The sequence below is a fragment of the Allobosea sp. 67-29 genome, assembly GCF_001898115.1.
In the GTDB taxonomy this organism is placed as follows: Bacteria; Pseudomonadota; Alphaproteobacteria; order Rhizobiales; family Beijerinckiaceae; genus Allobosea.
Map to the genome: position 1 here is coordinate 56,069 of NZ_MKSQ01000016.1, position 18,346 is coordinate 74,414.

Here is an 18,346-nt window from a genome sequence, read left to right on the forward strand (position 1 = left end):
CCAAGAGGCACAGGGGAGCGGCTGCGATGGCTCAGGCCTTCGGGCTCTACACCCACCAGCGGAACAACCGGATCAGATCCAACCTGCTGATCGCCGGTCTCTTCCTGCTGGTCTATCTCACGACGTGGGGACTCCTGCTGATCGCCTATGGCTATGGCGGCGTGCCGCGCGGGCATTCGGCCTTCGGCGAGGCGAACCGCATCTTCCGGTCGTGGTTTCCGTTCATCACCTTGGCGACGATCCTGTGGGTGTTCATCGGCTTTCGCCTGAACGTCGCGATGATTGGGGCGGTGACGGGAGCCCGGGGCATCACGCAGGCGGAGAATCCCAAGCTCTACCGGATGCTGGAGAACCTCTGCATCTCGCGCGGGCTGCCGATGCCGAAGCTCGCGATCATGCAGAGCGACGCGCTCAACGCCTTCGCCAGCGGCGTCAACGACAGCCAGTTCACGGTGACCGTGACCACCGGCCTGCTCGACCAGCTCAACGACCAGGAGGTCGAGGCCGTGCTGGCGCATGAGCTGACGCATATCCGCAACGGCGACGTCCGCCTGATGGTCATCGCCGTCGTCGTCGCGGGCGTGATCTCCTTTGCCGGCGAGCTCGTCTTCCGCGGCGTCGGCCGCAGCCGGATCAGGATGTCGTCGGACGATACCAAGAAGGGCAATGCGCTGGCCATCGTCGTCGGCATCGCGGTGATCGCGATCTCGTGGTTCCTCGCGGTGCTGATCCGGCTGTCGCTGTCGCGCTCGCGCGAATATCTCGCCGATGCCGGGGCGGTGGAACTGACCAAGAACCCCGACGCGATGATCTCCGCTCTGCTCAAGATCTCGGGCCGGGCCGATATCGACGGCGTGCCGTCCGGCGTGATGGACATGTGCTTCGAGAACGACCCCGACGATTTCGCCGATCTGTTCTCGACCCACCCTTCCGTGACGAAGCGTGTTCAGGCCCTGATCGAGACCGCGGGAGGGCGGATGCCGGCGATGCCGCCGCATCCGCCGAAGATCGGCGAGCGTCAGGACCTGCCGACGATGGTCGAGGAAAGCGCCGCGCGCGGGCCCTGGTCGCGCGCTCCACAGGGACCGGGACCGGCCTGATCAGGCAACGAGCTTGGCGGGATCGATCTCGAACACCAGCGGGTAGAAGGTATCCCAGCGGCTCCAGCGCCGGGAACCCGCCTCGCTCGCCGCCCAGAGCCTGCCATCCGGCGCGCAGCCGAGATCCTCGATGCCGCCCGGAGCCGGATAGCGTGCCAGCACGGCGCCGGTCTTTGGATCGAGACGGGAGATGAATGCCGGCCTGTTGCCGGCGCTCTGCGATATCCAGAGATCGCCGCGCTGGTCGAAGGTTGCACCCTGCGCGAACTGCGGCAGAGGCAGGGTCGCCACCGCATCGGCCGTCCCGATCGGCCTTTCGCTGCCGGAAAGGAGGCGCTTCAGCGGCACGCCGTAAAGGCTCGGCTCGCCCTTGCGGCGATAGGATCCGAACCAGAGCAGCTTGTCCGCGGAAGCCGCGAGGAAGGACGGCCCCATCGCCTTGTCGACCAGGCGTTCGCCAAGCGGCACAGTTTCCCCGGCCGAGCAGGAGCGCGGGAAGTCCAAGGCGAGGAGCCGACCGGAATTGGCCGCGACAACGATGTCGCCCACCACGGCGAGGCCGCCGGGATGACCGTAGGTAGCCGGCAGCGCAAAGCTGCCGAGCAGCCGGCCATCCGAGCGGGCCAGCCGGAAGATGCGGGCCGGGCCGCTGTCCTGTTCATGCGTCTCGCTGCGATAGGCCGCGACGAGGATTTCGTCGCGGATGATCGCCAGTCCCTGCGGAACGAAGCCATCATCGAGGCCGGGCACCCAGTAGCGGCGGCCGATCGCCGCCGCATTCGGAACCTCGCTCAGTTCTCGCCCGTCATGGCGCGGCTCGTCGCCGGGCAGGCGCGGCCGCGCAAACCCGGCAGCCGGCGAGAGCGCCAGCTCCGCCGCCGAAAGCAGCGCGCCACGGCGCGTCAGGCGCATGGGCTCAGCGACCGTCACGCGCCCAGTCGAGCGCCTCCTCCAGCCGATCATCGCCCCAGAACAGCTCGCTGTCCCCGGTAACGAAGAAGGGCGCGCCGAAGATGCCGATCGACTTGGCGTATTCGATCTCGGCGCGCAGGCGGCCCTTGACCTCCTCGCTGCGCGAGAGCGCCATCGCGCTGCCGGGCTCGCCGCCGGCTTGCTTCAATGCCGCGCCGAGCACCGCCTCCTCCGCGATGTTGCGGCCTTCGCAGAACTGGGCACGGAACAAAGCCTTCGAAAATGCCGGCGTCCAGCCGCCGTCGCGGCCGGCCAGAGCCAGGCGGGCGGCCGTGAGCGAATTCTGCGGAAAATTCTCCGGCTTGACCATCTCGATGCCCTGCCGGCGGGCGCGGCGCGCGGTGTCGCGCCACATGTAGCGGCCCTTGCTCGGAAAAAGCGCAAAGGGCGAGGTGTTCCAGCCCTGCGCGGCAAATATCGGACCCAGCAGGAACGGGCGCCAGCGCAGGTCGACCCCGGCGCGATCCGCCAGTTCCTCGATTCTCAGGGCGCTCAGGCAGGAATAGGGCGACGCGAACTCATACCAGAAGTCCAAAACGGGACGATTCGGCATTCAGCCTCCGAACAGGTCGTCAGTCGTGTCGCGCCCGGTCGAGCCTGCGCCCTTCGGAGTGCGACCGCAAGCACCGCGAACGGGCGCATGGCAGGCAAGCCGGGACCTTCGGCCCCGACCCATCAGCGGATGACGCGCAATCGATCAGAAGGTTCCGATTGCGTCGTCCCCATGGCTGCGATAGTGCGCCATTGCGTCCGAAACGCGGCCTCTCCGGCCGCTGGAGCGTTTCCGCGTTTCTCGAAAATGCGAAAATGCTCTAGGCCGTTGTCTTGTCGCATTTTCTTCACGCGAACCGGTACCCATCTCGCGCGAAAATGCTCTAACAGGAATTTGACACAGATGGCTGACAGCAGCGTGAAGAAGGTCGTTCTCGCCTATTCCGGCGGTCTCGACACCTCGATCATCCTCAAATGGCTGCAGACCACCTATCGATGCGAGGTCGTGACCTTCACCGCCGATCTCGGCCAGGGCGAGGAGCTCGGCCCGGCTCGCGACAAGGCGCTGCTGCTTGGCATCAAGCCCGAGAACATCTTCATCGAGGATTTGCGCGAGGAGTTCGTGCGCGACTTCGTCTTCCCGATGTTCCGGGCGAACGCGCTCTATGAAGGCGTCTATCTGCTGGGTACCTCGATCGCTCGGCCGCTGATCGCCAAGCGGCTGATCGAGATCGCGGAGCGGACCGGCGCCGACGCCGTCTCCCACGGCGCCACCGGCAAGGGCAACGACCAGGTCCGCTTCGAACTGACCGCCTATGCCCTGAAACCGGACATCGCGGTGATCGCGCCCTGGCGCGAATGGGATCTGCGGTCGCGCGAGCAACTCATCGCCTTCGCCGAGCAGCACCAGATTCCGATCGCCAAGAACAAGCGCGGCGAGGCGCCGTTCTCGGTCGACGCCAACCTGCTGCACTCCTCTTCGGAAGGCCTCGTGCTGGAAGATCCCGCGGTCGAGGTGCCCGATTACGTCTATTCGCGGACGATCTCGCCGGAGGCTGCGCCGGACAAGCCCACCGTCATCACCATCGGCTTCGAGAAGGGCGATGCGGCCTCGATCGACGGCGTGAAGATGTCGCCGGCGACGCTGCTGGCGAAGCTCAACGACCTCGGCCGCGACAACGGCATCGGCCGGCTCGACCTTGTCGAGAACCGCTTCGTCGGCATGAAGAGCCGCGGCATGTACGAGACCCCCGGCGGCACGATCCTGCATGTCGCGCATCGCGCGATTGAGTCGATCACCCTGGATCGCGGCGCGGCGCATCTCAAGGACGAGATCATGCCGAAATATGCCGAGCTGATCTATAACGGCTTCTGGTACTCGCCCGAGCGCGAGATGCTGCAGGCGCTGATCGACAAGAGCCAGGAATTCGTCAGCGGCGAGGTTCGCCTCAAGCTGTACAAGGGCGGCGTCCATGTCATCGGCCGCTCCAGCCCCTATTCGCTCTACGACCAGGACCTCGTGACCTTCGAGGAAGGCGCTGTCGCTTATGACCACCGCGACGCCGCCGGCTTCATCAAGCTCAACGCGCTGCGCCTGCGTACGCTCGGCCAGCGCAAGAAGAAGCTGGGGCTTTAGGCGCCGTCGGGGCTTTGCGCTGCCGGTCTCCCGAAGGCGGCCCGGCAGCGCTGCTCGAACCACCCGCCTCTTCATGCGTTGAGCACTCACCCGTCATCGTGAGTGCCGCTGCATGAAACGCCTTGTCTGTCTCGCCTTGCCTGTCATCCTGTTTTCCGCCTTCCCGGCGGATGCGCAACAGATGCCGCCCTCGCCGAGCAGCAAGCCGGCCACGCCCGAAATCGCCACGTGCAAGACGGCCGCCCTGCAGGCGCTCTCGGCGAAAGAGCCTGAGATCAAGGACATCTATATCGACGAGGACGGCGCAACCGTGGCGGTATCGCAGGCGACGATCGAGTCGATTCCGATCACGCGCATCGTCATGGCCGAGGCCTATCTGCGGACCGACCGCTCGGACAAACCGCGCCGCTTCCTCTGCCTCCTCGGCGAGAAGGAGAAGGTGCTCCTGACCTTCTTCACGGTGCGCTGACGACGGGACGCCAGGTTTTCAGGGTTCGTCGACGACTTCGGTCGACGGCCGATCGCGACCATCGGCCAGTTCCTCGTGCCAGCGGCCTTCGCCGTCCTGGTAGACGATGCCGTCGGTGCTTCCGGCCAGGGTCTGCCGCGCGGCTGCGGCCGACGCCGCCTTCAGTGCCGCCGCATGCGAGGGGAAGGTCTCCGAGACCACGTCTCCCACCTTGTAGGCCCAGCCGCCATCATGCTCGACGATCTGATACCTGACGATGGACATGGGACGTCTCCTTTCGTTCGGAGGAAAACCACCGCGACGCTAGCAGGTTCCCCCGAACGTGCGCGAGCCGGTCAGGGCTCGCCGTTGCCGCTGTCGGCCGCCCTCAAACTCTCGAGCACCGGCATCGAGGTGATGTGATAGCCGGCATCGACATGGTGGACATCGCCGGTCACCCCGCCCGACAGATCGGAGAGGTAATAGAGCGCCGCACCGCCGATCTCCTCCAGCGTCACCGATTTGCGCAGCGGCGCATTGGCGCGCTGCCAGGACAGCATCGCGCGCGCGTCGGAGATGCCGGCCCCGGCCAGCGTCCTGACCGGGCCGGGCGAGAGCGCGTTGACGCGGATGCCACGCGGGCCGTAATCGCCGGCGAGATAGCGCACGCTCGCCTCCAGCGCCGCCTTGGCGACGCCCATGACGTTGTAGTTCGGCATCAGCCGCATCGAGCCGCCATAGGTCAGGGTGATGATGCTGCCGCCATGGGGCATGCGCGCCGCCGCCCGCTTCGTCGCCTCGGTGAAGGAGAAGCAGGAGATCACCATGGTCCGCGAGAAATTCTCGCGGGAGGTGTCAGCATAGAGCCCTTTCAACTCGTTCTTGTCGGAAAAGCCGATGGCGTGGACCAGAAAATCGAGCGTGTTGCGTTCCGGGTCGCCGCCCCAGACCTCGTCCAGCTTTGCGAAGGTGGCGTCGACCGAAGCGATATCCTCGACATCGCAGGGAATGACCAGATCGGAGCCGATGCTCTGGGCCAGCGGCTTGACCCGCTTGCCGAGCGCCTCGCCCTGATAGGTGAAGGCGAGTTCGGCGCCATGGGCCTGCAGCGTGCGGGCGATGCCCCAGGCGATGGAATTCTGATTGGCGACGCCCATGACGAGGCCGCGCTTGTTGTGCATCAGGGGGAGCATGGCAAACTCTGAAAAGGCGTTTCAGGGTCTATTAAGGCAGGAACGGAAGAACGAGGCGATCGAAACCGAGAGCATGTCAGAACTGTTTCGCGACCGCCTCGGCCGTCGCCTTGGACGAGGCGACCGGAACAATTTCGAAACGGGCGAGATCGCTCCACTGCAGGACCCATTCCTGCAGCAGCGCGACATCACCGCATTCCATGACCTGGAAGCAGCGGCCGAGATCGGCGGAAACCCAGCTATCGACATAGCGGACGCCTGCAGGAGCCATGCGCCCGCGTTCGCGAAAGCGGGCATAGACATCCTTCACGCGGGCTTGATCGAAGTGCTCGATCACCATGAAGAGCATGGCGCCATCACGCCTCGAGGCGCTTCATGACGATGGTGGCGTTGGTGCCGCCGAAGCCGAAGGAATTCGAGAGGACGCAGCCGAGACCGGCATTGTCGATGCGCTTGCGCACGATCGGCATGTCGGCGAAAGCCGGGTCGAGCTCCTCGATATGGGCGCTCTCGCAGATGAAGTCGTTGTTGAGCATCAGCAGCGAGTAGATCGCCTCCTGCACGCCGGTGGCGCCCAGCGAGTGGCCGGTCAGCGACTTGGTCGCCGAGATCGGCGGGCTCTTCTCGCCCGAGCCGAAGACCTCGCGGATCGCCTCGATCTCCTTGCCGTCGCCGACCGGGGTCGAGGTGCCGTGCGGGTTGATGTAGTCGACCTTCGCCTTCACGCCCTCGAGCGCCATGCGCATGCAGCGCACCGCGCCCTCGCCCGAAGGCGCGACCATGTCATAGCCGTCCGAGGTCGCCCCGTAGCCGACGACCTCGCCATAGATCTTGGCACCGCGAGCCTTGGCGTGCTCGAGCTCCTCGAGCACCACGACGCCGGCGCCGCCGGCGATGACGAAGCCGTCACGCCGGACGTCATAGGCGCGGGATGCCCGCGACGGGGTCTCGTTGAAATCGGACGACATCGCGCCCATGGCGTCGAAGAGGACCGACAGCGTCCAGTCCAGTTCCTCGCAGCCGCCGGCGAAGATGATGTCCTGCTTGCCCCACTGGATCAGCTCGTAGGCGTTGCCGATGCAGTGGTTGGAGGTCGCGCAGGCCGACGAGATCGAATAGTTGACGCCCTTGATCTTGAACCAGGTCGCCAGCGTAGCCGAAGCGGTCGAGGACATGCCCTTGGGAACGGCGAAGGGCCCGACCTTCTTGGAAGAGCCGCTCTCGCGCGCCTTGTCGTAGGCGTCGATCAGGGCGCGGGTCGAAGGGCCACCCGAACCCATGATGATGCCAGTGCGCTCATGGCTGATCTCGCCCGGCTCCAGCCCGGCATCGACGATCGCCTGCTCCATGGCAACCTGGTTCCAGGCCGAGCCACCGCCGTGGAACCGCATGGCGCGGCGATCCAGCACGCTCGCGGCGTCCAGCGTCGGCGCGCCGTGGACGCGGCTGCGGAAGCCGTGCTCCGCAAAATCCTGCGCGAAGGAAATCCCCGATTTCGCCTCATGCAGCGACGACAACACCTCCTGCGTGTTGTTGCCGATGGACGAGACGATGCCCATCCCGGTGACGACGACGCGTCTCATGCTCGCTCTTCTCCAGCTCACCGCCCGCGGCGGGACAAGCCGCACCGCTCTGGATTCTCAATGGCGCAAATGGACCGTCGGGGCGCCGCACGCAAGGCCGCGGCGCGCTTTTCCTCAGGCTGCTTCGGGCTTGAACAGCCCCACGCGCATGTCGGCGACAGTGTAGATGCGCTTGCCGTCGGCTTCCAGCCAGCCATCGGCGATGCCCAGCACCAGCTTCGACTTGAAGATGCGCTTGAAGTCGACGCCGTAGACGACGCGCTTGACTGTCGGCAGCACCTGGTCCGCGAACTTGACCTCCCCGACACCGAGCGCGCGGCCGCGACCCGGCAGGCCGAGCCAGCCGAGGAAGAAGCCGGTGAGCTGCCAAAGCGCATCGAGGCCGAGACAGCCCGGCATCACCGGATCGCCCTTGAAATGACAATCGAAGAACCAGAGGTCGGGCTTGATGTCGAACTCGGCGCGAACGAGCCCCTTGCCATGCTCGCCACCCTCTTCGGCAATCTCGGTAATGCGGTCGAACATCAGCATCGGCGGCAAAGGCAACTGCGCATTGCCCGGCCCGAACAGTTCCCCGCGACCACAGGCGAGGATCTCCTCGTAGCTGAAAGACGATTGACGCTGCATTCCCGCTCCGTTGCTTGGCGCCGGCCGGATGCGACCGACGGATATCTGGCGTGCCTAACACGCCGAACCCCGGAAACGAAAGGGCACAGGCCACGATGATCACATGGCACTGCCGGCGGAGAGCCTGTCAGCAGGGTGACATGAGGCGCCGGCTTGCGACCGCTCCTTCGAAGTCCTACATTTTGAAAGAGATGGACATCACGCGGAGCGCAGGCCGCCCGTACCGGCAGAAGGGCAAGGCAGGAAGCATGACCGATCTGGTTTCCCAAGACGAGGGCTATGGATCGACCGTGCGGCAGGGCTGCCCGTTCCACGATATTCGCCAGAAGCTGCGCCGCGTAGGCCTGCGACCGACGCGGCAGCGCGTCTCGTTGGGCTGGGTGCTGTTCGCCAAGGGCGACCGGCACATCAGCGCCGAGATGTTGCACGAGGAGGCGGTGAAGGAACGCATCCCGGTTTCGCTGGCGACGATCTACAACACCCTGCGCCAGTTCACCGAGGCCGGGCTTCTGCGCGAACTCGCCATCGACGGCAACAAGACCTATTTCGACACGGCCAGCCACGACCACCACCATTTCGTGGTCGAGGGCGAGAGCCGCGTGATCGACATCCCCGCGGCGGAAATCGACGTGGCGACCCTGCCGACGCCTCCGAAGGGCTACGAAATCTCTCACGTCGACGTCGTGGTGCGGCTGCGCAAGATCGACGGCTGAGACGCGGACGCAGCGTTCCGAGGAGAACAGATGCGGCTGACCGATTCGCCGATCTCGCGCCGTGCGTTGGCAGGCCTCCTGCTAGCCTCGGCGATGCCGGCCGGGCCGGCGCTCGCCGCTGCGCGCAGCCTGCGCGGCAGCGTCGTCTATCGGGAGCGCGTCGTCCTGCCACCGGGAGCCGTGGTCGAGGTCAGGCTGCTCGACGTCTCGCTGGCCGACGCGCCGGCACGAACCATCGCCGAGACACGCGTTTACGGGCGGCGGCTGCCGGCGCACTGGGTCCTGCGTTACGACACCCGGCAGATCGAGCCACGGCACAGCTATGCCCTTCAGGCCCGCATTCTCGACGGCGACCGGCTGCTCTTCGTCACGACGGAGCGCCACAGCGTCCTCGCCGGAGGCAGGGACGCCACCACGCTCAGAATGGAGCGGGTCGGGCGGCCAGAGCAGGCGCCGCCTGCCGCGCCATTCGGGAACTGGCGGCTTGCGCAGCTCGGCGGCACGGCGGCCCAGGCCGGAACGGAGTCCACTCTCGATGTTTCTGCGGACGGCAAGGTGTCCGGCCGCGGCGGCTGCAACGGCTTCGGCGGGAGCATCACCGTCAGGGGCCAGGCCATCCGGTTCTCGCGACTGGTATCGACCATGATGGCCTGCACGCCGGAGGTGATGAGCCAGGAGCGCCGCCTGCTCGATGGCCTCGGAACCGTCCGCCGCTGGGAGCTGCAGCCCGATTCCGGCCTGCTCGCGTTGCTCGACGGCCGAGGCCGGACGATAATGACCTTCGCCAGGAAGTAACCGGCGGCTCAGTCGACGTTTTCGTTCGGATACACGCCCCACAGCCTCTCCTGAGGCATATAGCCGCTGATGCTGTGCACGCTGACGTGGCACCACTCATGAGCGCAGGACGCGACGCTCGTCACCACACCGGGCTGCAGTTCCGCGACCACCGCGGCCTTGGCGTCGGCGGCGCTGCGCAGCGGGAACAGCTCCTTCCGGTTCTTCGACCAGGGCGCGACCAGGGCCGTGCGACGCCCGGAGAGCAGGCTGTGCAGGACCCAGCCTTCGGCTCCGTCGGAATCACGAATGCGTCGCCAGGTCTCGAATTCCGCCGTCACCTCGACGGGCAAGCCCGCCTTTTGATAGACCCAGCGCGTGCGATGCTCCTTCGACGGTCCTTCGCGCAGATTGACCCGGTCCGACTTGAGGCTGACGTAACGGGGAACCGGCAGGCCCGTGACCGAGCCGGCGTGCATGTCCTGCGCCTGTGCCTCGGTCGCCATCGCAGCGAGGAAGGCGCCGGCGGCGACAAGGCATCCTACGCGCAGGTTCGGCATCGGCAGCTCTCCGGGAAGCTTCCCCACCGCTCTCTCAGGCGAAGGGTCAAGTTGTCATCCGTCACCGCGCCGCCTAGACAACAGGGAGCCGGACAGCACGCCGCTCCATTCCTGAGCCACCACGGTTAACGGTGGGTTGAGACGGGCGGCCGATCCGGCGAGAGAGGAAGGGAGCCGCCATGTCGAAGAAGAAGCCGCTCGTCGTCGTGACGCGCAAGCTGCCGGCCGTGGTGGAAACCCGGATGCGCGAACTGTTCGACGCACAGCTGAACATCGACGACAAGCCGCTGTCGCACGCAGCCCTGGTCGAGGCGATGAAGACCGCCGACGTGCTGGTGCCGACGATCACCGACAAGATCGACGCCGCCCTCATCGCCCAGGCCGGCGAGCAGCTCCGCCTCATCGCGAATTTCGGCAACGGCGTCGACAATATCGACGTCGCAAGCGCCGTGCAGCGCGGCATCACCGTCACCAACACGCCGGGCGTGCTGACCGACGACACCGCCGACATGACGATCGCGCTGATCCTCGCCGTGGCCCGGCGCATCGCCGAGGGCGCCCGCGTCATCCCCGACGACGACTGGGCCGGCTGGTCGCCGACCTGGATGCTCGGGCGCCGGATCACCGGCAAGCGGCTCGGCATCGTCGGCATGGGCCGCATCGGCCAGGCTCTGGCGAAGCGCGCCGCCGCCTTCGGCCTGTCGATCCACTACCACAACCGCCGCAGGGTCGATCCCCGCATCGAGGAGAAGCTCGAGGCGACCTACTGGGATTCGCTCGACCAGATGCTGGCGCGGATGGACATCGTCTCGGTCAACTGCCCGCATACGCCGGCGACCTACCACCTGCTCTCCGCCCGGCGCCTGAAGCTGATGAAGCCCGAGGCGATCCTGGTGAACACCGCGCGCGGCGAGATCGTCGACGAGACGGCGCTGGCGCGGATGCTGGAAGCCGGTGAGCTCGCCGGAGCCGGCCTCGACGTCTTCGAGCAGCAGCCGGCGATCAACCCGCGGCTGCTCAAGCTTGCGCGCCAGCACAAGGTGGTGGTGTTGCCCCATCTCGGCTCAGCCACCCATGAGGGCCGCGCCGACATGGGCGAGAAGGTCATCGTCAACATCAAGACCTTCATGGACGGCCATAAGCCGCCGGACCGCGTGCTGCCGAGCATGCTCTGACGCGCCGGGATCAGGCGGCGCCGAGCCGCGCCACCTCTCCGGGCCAGTCCTGATAGCGATCGACCACCGCCACGGCGCCCGCGGCAAGCAGACGCTCGCGCATCTGCGCCTTGTCGTGGGCCGCGCCGGTGAAGCCAGCCACCGTCATGCCGGCTGCCCGGGCCGCCTGAACGCCCGGCACCGAATCCTCCAGCACCAGGCAGCGCCGGGGCTGCGCCTGCATCTCGTCGGCTGCGAACAGGAAGACATCCGGCGACGGCTTGCCGCGCGCCACCTGCGAAGCCGAAAAGACATGCGGATCGAACAGGTCGAGGAGGCCGGCGAGCCCGAGATTGTGCCGCAGCGGCTCCAGGCTCGTCGAGGAGGCGACGCAGCGGCGCCCGGCGAGTTGCACAAGTGCTTCCCGCACCCCCGGCAGGGCCCGCAGTTCGCGCGCGAGGCGCGCGGCGACGCCGGCCTCGATCCGGCTCTCGAAATCGGCGGGAAGCGGGCGGCCCAGCGCCGCCTCGATGATCTTGAATCCGTCGGCGAGCGGTATCCCGGCGAGGTTGTCGCGATAGTCGCCCAGCGTCCAGCCCGCGAGGCCGACCTCATGGCACAGCGCAAGGCTGACCTAGCCATAGAGCGTCTCGGTGTCGAGAAGCGTGCCGTCGCAATCGTAGATGACGAGGTCGAACGCCATGGCGCCGGCCGTCACCCGAGCCTCAGGCCGGGCGCGCGGTTTCGAACTGCCCGGTCCTGCGGAAGCGCCAGAGATAGGACGGCACCTCGACCTCGACCGAGACCGGCGCGATGCCGAGACCGGCGAAGTCCCGCCCGTCCTTCACGGCTTCCGCCGAGACGACATTGTCCTGCCCCAGCAGCAGCACCTGGTCGCGCGTCAGCTTGAGTTCGTTCGGCAAGAGCCCGAGCGTCAAGGTGTCGACGAGCTCCAGAACGCGGGCCAGGACACCCGCAACCGGCAGCGGAAGCGGGGCGATCAGCCGCTTGCGACCGGTCACCTTGCAGACATCCTCGACGAGCTGGCGCAGGGTCAGCACCTCGGGACCGCCCAGCTCATAGGTCCGGCCGGCGGCGATGCTGCCGTCCACGGCACGGGCCACGACCTCGGCCACGTCCCCGGCGAAGGCCGGCTGCAGCCTGGCCTGCCCGTCGCCCACCAGCGGCAGGATCGGCATCATCCGCGCCATAGAGGCGAAGCGGTTGAAGAACGTATCCTCCGGACCGAACAGCACCGACGGTCGCAGAATCACCGCCTGCGGAATGATCTGGCGGACGGCGGCCTCACCCTCCGCCTTCGTGCGCGCATAGACCGAGCGCGATTCGGCATCGGCTCCCAGAGCCGAGATCTGGACCAGCCGGCTGATCCCGACCGTAGCGCAGGCCTGCGCTACGGCGCGGGCGCCATTGGCCTGGACGGCCGTGAAGCTCTGGCGGCCGTTCTCCTGCATGATGCCGACGAGGTTGACGACCGCATCGGCGCCCATCACTGCAGCCGTGACCGAAGCGGGATAGCGCAGATTCGCCTGCACCGCGTGAATCTGGCCGACCGTCCCGAGAGGCTGCAGGAAGCCCGCAAGGTCCGGCCGCCGCACGGCGACACGCACCCTGTAGCCGCGCTTGACGAGCGCGCGCACGACGTGGCGCCCGAGGAAGCCGGAGCCGCCGAAGACCGTGACGAGTTGCTGAGCCGGGGCTTGGACGGCCATCGGGAAAGCTCCGTTTAGAATGCTTCCGACCTCCTAGATCATGTTCGGCAAAAGTGGAAATCCCTTTTGCGGCCGATCGCCCCGATATCCGGACGCTGCGGCGTTCCGCCCTATCGCCGAAGCGGCGCTCGGCCCGCTCGGCGTCAATCAGCCGCCTCCGGGCCGAAACGACCCGAAATCCACCGGCCCATGAAAACGCTGTCCACAGGGCTGCGAAACAAATTCATTTCGCCGCGACAGGGCCGTTGACAGGACGACTCGCCCCCCGTAAACGAACCGCCGTTGCCCAGGTGGCGGAATTGGTAGACGCACCAGCTTCAGGTGCTGGCGCCTGCAAGGGCGTGGAGGTTCGAGTCCTCTCCTGGGCACCAACATTTCTAAGATGTCGAGAGCCGAAAGGCTTTCGCCGCAAGTCCCGCACCGGCCAGTCCTGTGCGGGATTTTTGTTTGCAGGCGGCCGCGGCCGCCGTCCCGCTTCCCTGCCCCGGGGCCCCGCTCGCCGGCGCGGCCCAACCGATGCGAGCAGTGGAGCGGCTCCGCCGGACCGGCGCCGCATAAGTCGCGACGGCCTTTCAGCAGGCGTTTACCCGAGCGCGATATGTCATCTGTCACGCATGATCGCGTTGGAGAGAGCGCCTTGGCACCCAGAGCAGCAGCCACCGACGGCGCGGGTGCCCCACGCCTGCGGCGCTTCCTGCAGGTAACGCTTGAGCTCGCACCCGATGTTCTCGTGCCGCGGCAGGAAACCGAACTGCTCGGACTGAGCGCGATCGCCCGGCTGCGGGACGGCCCGCCGGGCGCGACGGTGATCGACATGTGCTGCGGTTGCGGCAACCTTGCCCTGGCGATCGCGATGGCCGTTCCGTCGAGCCGGATCTGGGCCGCGGACATGACAGACAGCACGGTGGCCCTGGCTCGCCGCAATGCCGAGCGCCTTGGCCTGCAGGACCGCGTCAGCGTGCGGCAGGGAGACCTGTTCGACGCGCTGGAGCACGACGGGTTGGCCGGCGCGACGGACATGATCGTCTGCAATCCACCCTACATCTCCTCAGCCCGCCTCGAAGGCGAGAGCGCGCATCTCCTCGCGGCGGAGCCACGCGCGGCGTTTGACGGGGGCCCGTACGGCATCTCGATCCATCAGCGCCTCGTCCGGGACGCGGCGGATTTTCTCAGGCCCGGCGGCTGGCTGCTGTTCGAGTTCGGGCAGGGACAGGACCGTCAGGTGGCGGCGCTCGTCGCCCGTGCCAAAGCCTATGAGCCGGTCAGCTTCGCCACGGACGGGGCCGGCATCCCGCGCGTCGCCTGCGCACGCAGGCTCGGAAGCGCGGTCGCACCGGCACCCCCGGCAGCGAACGGGACATGAGCCAGGTCCGCCCGCTCCGGTCCGCGGATATTCCAGCCGTCGCCGAACTGTTTCAACGCACGTTCAGGAAAGGCGACGCACCCGCGCCGCCGACACTCGAAGCCTATCTGCGCGAACTCTATCTCGACGCGCCTGTCTGCGACCCCGAGATCGCCTCCCTCGTCCATGTCGTGAGCGAGGGCGACATCTCCGGCTTCGTCGGCGTCAACGTGCTGCCGATGAGCCACGGCTCGCGCAAGCTGCGCGCCGCCATCTGCGGCTCGCTCATGGTCGACCCGCGCGCGAACGACCCGATGGCGGGAGCGCGGCTGCTCAGGACCTTCCTCTCCGGCCCGCAGGACATCTCGTTCAGCGAAACGGCGAACGCGCTCTCCACGCAGATGTGGACGAAACTGCGCGGCGCGGCCCTCCCGCAATACAGCCTGGACTGGCTGCGCGTGATTCGGCCCAGCGCCTTCATGCTCGACCTGGCCTCCCGCCGCCTGGGCGCAGCCGAGCTGCTCGCCCCGCTGGCGCGCGGGCTCGACGGCATCCTGCGCCGACGCATGCGCAGCGACGTGCTGTACTGGACCGGTGTTCCGGAGGCCAGCACCGGCAAGGGCGGGCTCATGGTCACCGAAATCGACCAGGCGGCTTTCGCGACCCTCATCGCTCCGCTGACGCGACAGTTCGCCCTGCAGCCGGAATGGAGCGGGCAGCAGCTCGCCTATCTGCTGGCAGAAGCCTCGCGGAAGCCCGATTACGGCGAGACCGTATTCGCTTCGGCCTGTGCCGCCAGCGGGGCACCGGTGGGCGCCTTCCTCTACCACGTGCGCCCCGGCCGTATCGCGCGCGTCCTGCAGGTCCTTGCGCTGCCCGGCCAGGCGGGACCCGTGCTCGATGCCCTTATCGGCCACGCGACGCAGCGCGGGGCGGCCGGCCTGCGCGGACGGACACAGCCTGCCCTGCTGGCGGCGATGCTCGGCCGGCGCATCGCCTTCACGCAACCCGCCGCGACGGTGGTGCATTCCCGCGACGAGGCATTGATGAATGCGCTTCTGAACGGAGCCGGCTTCTTCAACGGATTGGCCGGCGAGCACTGGAATCGCCTGGCCGGATGGCCGTTCGACTAGGCGCCCATCGCATCCCCTCCCCGCAGCTCAGGCGAGTTCCGGGACCGGATCGACCAGTTGCGGCCCGAGGTGCAGGTAGCGCGTCGCGCGGCGCTTGGCGGCGATATCGGCCCAGACCCGTTCCACCTCGACCGCCGTCAGCCCGGCGGCGGCAGCGACCTCGGCGGCCGGGACACCGTTGTTGAGGCCGAACAGGCACAGATCCATGCGGTGATAGGGCAGGGAGAAGTAGAACTCTTCCTGGGTCTGTTCGAGCGAATAGGTGTCGGTCGTGGGTGGCCTGCGACGGATCTCCTCGGGGATGCCGAGATGGGCGGCCAGCGCATAGACCTGGCTCTTGTAGAGATGCGCGATCGGCTTGACGTCGGCAGCGCCGTCGCCGTTCTTCACGAAGAAGCCTTGATCGTATTCGAGCCGGTTCGGTGTGCCGAGCACGGCGAAGTTCAGCCGATCGGCGTGGTAGTATTCGATCTGCTTGCGCGTGCGCTGCTTCATGCTGGTGGCCGCGACGATGCCGAGATAGACGGCCGGCGGCATGCGCAGCCTGGTCTGCCGGCCCTGCGGGTCCCGCACCACCAGCGACGAGATGCTGTAGCCGTCCCCGACGAGCGCATTGGCGATGACGATCTTCGAGGCCCAGCCCGGCCCATAGTCGGGCACAAGCTCGCGGATGAAGGCGTCGCGCCGCTCGTAGCAGCCCATGGCATGCAGCGTGGGCGCAATATCCTCGACGATCGCCTCGACGCTGAAGGTCTCCGCCACCAGCCGGCCGAGCCTCAGGCTCTCCGGATCGGAATCGCTTTCGGGCATGAGCAGGCAGAAGACGTTCTTCGCGCCGACCGCGCGAACGGCGAGCGCGGCGCAGACGCTGGAATCGATGCCGCCGGACAGACCGAGCACAAGGCCGCGCTTGCGCATGCCGCGGAGCTGCTCGCGCAGCCCGGCCACGATGCGGCCGGCTTCCGCGGCATCGTCGAGCATCAGCGCGGCGGCCGAGAAGGGGAGACGTGCCGGGGCGCAGGCGGCGGTCATCGCGCCGCTCCCAGCACCTCGGCCGCCAGACGCCGGCTGACCTTGCCGGTCTCCGTCTTCGGCAGCTCGTTGTGAAAGGCGATCAGCTTCGGCACCATGAAATCCTCGAGATGCATGGCGCAGTGGCGGACGATATCCCGCTCGCTCAGGGCTTCGTCCGAACGGACAACCAGCGCAGCGATGGCGTGGCCGAGGATCGGATCCGGCATGCCGGTCACCACGGCCTCGGCGATGCCGGGATGGGCGTGCAGCACCGCCTCCACCTCCTTGGGCGCGACCTTCTCGCCGCGCGTCTTGATGATGTCGTCCTTACGGCCGACGAAATAGAGAAAGCCCTCCTCATCGGTGCGGAAGAGATCGCCCGTGTGCAGCTGCCTCCCCCAGGGAGGGGGGCCCGGGCGCAGCATCTGCCGGGTCGCCGCCTCATTGCGCCAGTAGCCCTGCATGACGTGAGGGCCGCGGATCACCAGCTCTCCCGCCACGCCGGGCGGCACGCGGTTGCCCGCGTCGTCGAGGACCAGGGCCTCGGTCGCCGGGATCGCGATGCCGACGGAGCCAGGCCGGCGGTCGAGCTCTTCCGGCGGCAGGTAGGTGCAGCGCTTGCATTCGGTCAGACCGTACATGGAATAGAGCCGGACGCCCGGAAAGAGCTCGCGCAGGCGGGCGATGTGGACCGGTGGCAGGGCCGCAGCGGTGTTCGAGACATAGCGCAGGCTCGGTAGGAAACCCGGCGCGAGATCGCGCATCTGGAGGATCAGCGCCGCCATCGTCGGCACCAGCGGAAAGCCGGTGACCTGCTCGGCGCGGATGCGCTCGAAGATCGCCTGCGGAAAGGCGAAGGATTTTTCGAGGACGAGGGTCGCCCCGAGCCTGACCGCCATGAGCAGCTGATACAAGCCGTAGTCGAAGGCCAGCGGCAGGACATTGAGGATGACGTCGTCGGCGGAGTTGCGCAGATAGCTTGTGATGGACTCGGCGGCGGCATCGACATTGCGATGCGTCATCATCACGCCCTTGGGACGCCCGGTCGATCCCGAGGTGTAGATCAGCATGGCGAGATCGGTGTCAGCCCCGCCGTGGCCGACGGGCACTGGCGCCGTGGCCAGGCAATCCTCGAAGGAGGCGGCGTCCTGCGGCACGAGGCCCGATGGCGCAGGTGTCGAGGCGATGAAGAGAGGCCGGCTCGACAGCGACCTGGCCCGGCTGACGACGGGCATCAGCTTCGCCTGGGTCAGGATCGCCGCCGGCTCGCAATCCCCGATGAGATAGGCGAGCTTGTCGGCCTTGGTCGAGGCATTGATCGGGCTGAAGACGGCGCCGGCCTTGAGCACGGCGAAGATCGAGACCGCCGCTTCCCAGCAGTTGTCCATGAAGACGAGGACGCGGTCGCCGCGCCCTACGCCGTTCGCCGCGAGAGCGGCGGCCAGCCGGCTCGCCAGATCATCCAGCTCGTCGTAGCGCAGCCGCACCCGCTCGGTCACCAGCGCGGTTTTCGTGGGCCGCGCGGCTCCGTTCGCGATCAGGAATTCCTCGACCCGCATCTCTCGTGACCTGCCTGGCTGACGTCAGGCTGCCGCGAGAGCGGCGGACCTCGACGCAATGAAAGCCGTGATACGCGCGACCGAGTCGAGATTGGCCGGCACGATGTCGGCATCCGCGACGGCGATCCCGTAGCGATCCTCGATGAAGGCCACGAGTTCCAGGACGCCGGTCGAATCGACGATGCCGTTCTCGATGAGCGAATCCATCCCGGCAATCGCCTGGGTGGTGTCGCCGAACAGGAAATTCTCGATGATGAAGGCCTCTACGGCCTCCTGGATCGCGTCGGTCATGTGACTTACTCCCTCTCGAATGATG

The 18,346-nt window shown here is 67.2% G+C and carries 21 protein-coding genes and 1 tRNA gene; 9 read left to right on the plus strand and 13 right to left on the minus strand.

Features of this window, described 5'->3' with window-relative positions:
- Positions 1–26 precede the first annotated feature (26 nt).
- Positions 27–1,100, plus strand: a complete 1,074-nt coding sequence (locus BGO20_RS13985) for a M48 family metallopeptidase (protein ID WP_291664575.1) — start codon at positions 27–29, stop codon at positions 1,098–1,100.
- Here BGO20_RS13985 and BGO20_RS13990 read toward each other — a convergent pair whose 3' ends face one another.
- The gene (locus BGO20_RS13990) at positions 1,101–2,012 is read right to left on the minus strand and encodes an NHL repeat-containing protein (RefSeq protein ID WP_291664574.1); all 912 of its coding nucleotides are present in this window, start codon (positions 2,010–2,012) and stop codon (positions 1,101–1,103) included. It abuts the gene before it with no gap.
- Between the two features lie 4 nt (positions 2,013–2,016).
- Positions 2,017–2,625 (minus strand): 2-hydroxychromene-2-carboxylate isomerase, encoded by a 609-nt coding sequence (locus tag BGO20_RS13995; RefSeq protein WP_291664573.1) that lies wholly within the window; start codon positions 2,623–2,625, stop codon positions 2,017–2,019.
- Between the two features lie 342 nt (positions 2,626–2,967).
- On the opposite strand from BGO20_RS13995, the gene BGO20_RS14000 reads away from it, so the two are divergent.
- Both BGO20_RS14000 and BGO20_RS14005 read left to right on the plus strand, forming a co-directional pair.
- On the plus strand, positions 2,968–4,200 hold the full coding sequence (locus BGO20_RS14000) for an argininosuccinate synthase (RefSeq protein WP_291664572.1): 1,233 nt from the start codon (positions 2,968–2,970) through the stop codon (positions 4,198–4,200).
- A gap of 112 nt (positions 4,201–4,312) precedes the next feature.
- A complete protein-coding gene (locus BGO20_RS14005; protein ID WP_291664571.1) occupies positions 4,313–4,669 on the plus strand; it encodes a hypothetical protein in 357 nt (118 codons plus the stop codon).
- A gap of 18 nt (positions 4,670–4,687) precedes the next feature.
- Here BGO20_RS14005 and BGO20_RS14010 read toward each other — a convergent pair whose 3' ends face one another.
- From BGO20_RS14010 to fabA, 5 genes are all read right to left on the minus strand, one after another.
- A complete protein-coding gene (locus BGO20_RS14010) occupies positions 4,688–4,933 on the minus strand; it encodes a DUF2188 domain-containing protein (protein ID WP_291664570.1) in 246 nt (81 codons plus the stop codon).
- Between the two features lie 71 nt (positions 4,934–5,004).
- Entirely contained in the window at positions 5,005–5,841 is an 837-nt protein-coding gene (gene fabI, locus BGO20_RS14015; RefSeq protein WP_291664569.1) for an enoyl-ACP reductase FabI, read from the minus strand.
- A gap of 76 nt (positions 5,842–5,917) precedes the next feature.
- On the minus strand, positions 5,918–6,190 hold the full coding sequence (locus BGO20_RS14020) for a DUF3303 domain-containing protein (RefSeq protein WP_291664568.1): 273 nt from the start codon (positions 6,188–6,190) through the stop codon (positions 5,918–5,920).
- A gap of 7 nt (positions 6,191–6,197) precedes the next feature.
- Positions 6,198–7,424, minus strand: a complete 1,227-nt coding sequence (fabB, locus tag BGO20_RS14025) for a beta-ketoacyl-ACP synthase I (RefSeq protein WP_291664567.1) — start codon at positions 7,422–7,424, stop codon at positions 6,198–6,200.
- Positions 7,425–7,538: 114 nt separating this feature from the next.
- Positions 7,539–8,051, minus strand: a complete 513-nt coding sequence (fabA, locus tag BGO20_RS14030; RefSeq protein ID WP_291664566.1) for a 3-hydroxyacyl-[acyl-carrier-protein] dehydratase FabA — start codon at positions 8,049–8,051, stop codon at positions 7,539–7,541.
- 248 nt (positions 8,052–8,299) lie between these two features.
- On the opposite strand from fabA, the gene irrA reads away from it, so the two are divergent.
- Both irrA and BGO20_RS14040 read left to right on the plus strand, forming a co-directional pair.
- The gene (irrA, locus tag BGO20_RS14035; RefSeq protein WP_291664565.1) at positions 8,300–8,764 is read left to right on the plus strand and encodes an iron response transcriptional regulator IrrA; all 465 of its coding nucleotides are present in this window, start codon (positions 8,300–8,302) and stop codon (positions 8,762–8,764) included.
- A gap of 30 nt (positions 8,765–8,794) precedes the next feature.
- Positions 8,795–9,559 carry a YbaY family lipoprotein gene (locus BGO20_RS14040; RefSeq protein ID WP_291664564.1) on the plus strand — a complete coding sequence of 255 codons (765 nt, stop codon included), beginning with the start codon at positions 8,795–8,797 and terminating at the stop codon, positions 9,557–9,559.
- A gap of 8 nt (positions 9,560–9,567) precedes the next feature.
- Here the strand turns inward: BGO20_RS14040 and BGO20_RS14045 are convergent, their stop codons facing one another.
- Positions 9,568–10,098 carry an SH3 domain-containing protein gene (locus BGO20_RS14045; protein ID WP_465246037.1) on the minus strand — a complete coding sequence of 177 codons (531 nt, stop codon included), beginning with the start codon at positions 10,096–10,098 and terminating at the stop codon, positions 9,568–9,570.
- Between the two features lie 179 nt (positions 10,099–10,277).
- On the opposite strand from BGO20_RS14045, the gene BGO20_RS14050 reads away from it, so the two are divergent.
- Positions 10,278–11,273 (plus strand): 2-hydroxyacid dehydrogenase, encoded by a 996-nt coding sequence (locus BGO20_RS14050; protein WP_291664563.1) that lies wholly within the window; start codon positions 10,278–10,280, stop codon positions 11,271–11,273.
- Positions 11,274–11,283: 10 nt separating this feature from the next.
- Here the strand turns inward: BGO20_RS14050 and BGO20_RS14055 are convergent, their stop codons facing one another.
- Both BGO20_RS14055 and BGO20_RS14060 read right to left on the minus strand, forming a co-directional pair.
- On the minus strand, positions 11,284–11,874 hold the full coding sequence (locus BGO20_RS14055) for an HAD family hydrolase (protein ID WP_362889985.1): 591 nt from the start codon (positions 11,872–11,874) through the stop codon (positions 11,284–11,286).
- A gap of 103 nt (positions 11,875–11,977) precedes the next feature.
- Positions 11,978–12,982 carry a complex I NDUFA9 subunit family protein gene (locus BGO20_RS14060; protein WP_291664562.1) on the minus strand — a complete coding sequence of 335 codons (1,005 nt, stop codon included), beginning with the start codon at positions 12,980–12,982 and terminating at the stop codon, positions 11,978–11,980.
- Positions 12,983–13,266: 284 nt separating this feature from the next.
- Between BGO20_RS14060 and BGO20_RS14065 the strand changes: the two genes are divergently transcribed.
- The 3 genes from BGO20_RS14065 (at position 13,267) to BGO20_RS14075 (ending at position 15,457) form a co-directional block, all read left to right on the plus strand.
- Positions 13,267–13,353: transfer RNA gene (locus tag BGO20_RS14065), tRNA-Leu, on the plus strand.
- 266 nt (positions 13,354–13,619) lie between these two features.
- Entirely contained in the window at positions 13,620–14,345 is a 726-nt protein-coding gene (locus BGO20_RS14070; RefSeq protein WP_291664561.1) for a N5-glutamine methyltransferase family protein, read from the plus strand.
- On the plus strand, positions 14,342–15,457 hold the full coding sequence (locus BGO20_RS14075) for a hypothetical protein (protein ID WP_291664560.1): 1,116 nt from the start codon (positions 14,342–14,344) through the stop codon (positions 15,455–15,457). Before BGO20_RS14070 ends, BGO20_RS14075 begins: the two co-directional genes overlap by 4 nt.
- Positions 15,458–15,484: 27 nt before the next feature.
- On the opposite strand, the gene nadE is transcribed toward BGO20_RS14075, so the two are convergent.
- Genes nadE through BGO20_RS14090 form a run of 3 tightly spaced genes read right to left on the minus strand, consistent with a single transcriptional unit; the run spans position 15,485 to position 18,321 of the window.
- Positions 15,485–16,489 (minus strand): NAD(+) synthase, encoded by a 1,005-nt coding sequence (gene nadE / locus BGO20_RS14080; RefSeq protein ID WP_291664559.1) that lies wholly within the window; start codon positions 16,487–16,489, stop codon positions 15,485–15,487.
- The gene (locus BGO20_RS14085) at positions 16,486–18,030 is read right to left on the minus strand and encodes a class I adenylate-forming enzyme family protein (protein ID WP_291664558.1); all 1,545 of its coding nucleotides are present in this window, start codon (positions 18,028–18,030) and stop codon (positions 16,486–16,488) included. The genes nadE and BGO20_RS14085 overlap by 4 nt, the downstream gene beginning before the upstream one ends.
- 24 nt (positions 18,031–18,054) lie before the next feature.
- Positions 18,055–18,321 carry an acyl carrier protein gene (locus BGO20_RS14090; protein ID WP_291664557.1) on the minus strand — a complete coding sequence of 89 codons (267 nt, stop codon included), beginning with the start codon at positions 18,319–18,321 and terminating at the stop codon, positions 18,055–18,057.
- Between the last annotated feature and the right edge of the window lie 25 nt (positions 18,322–18,346).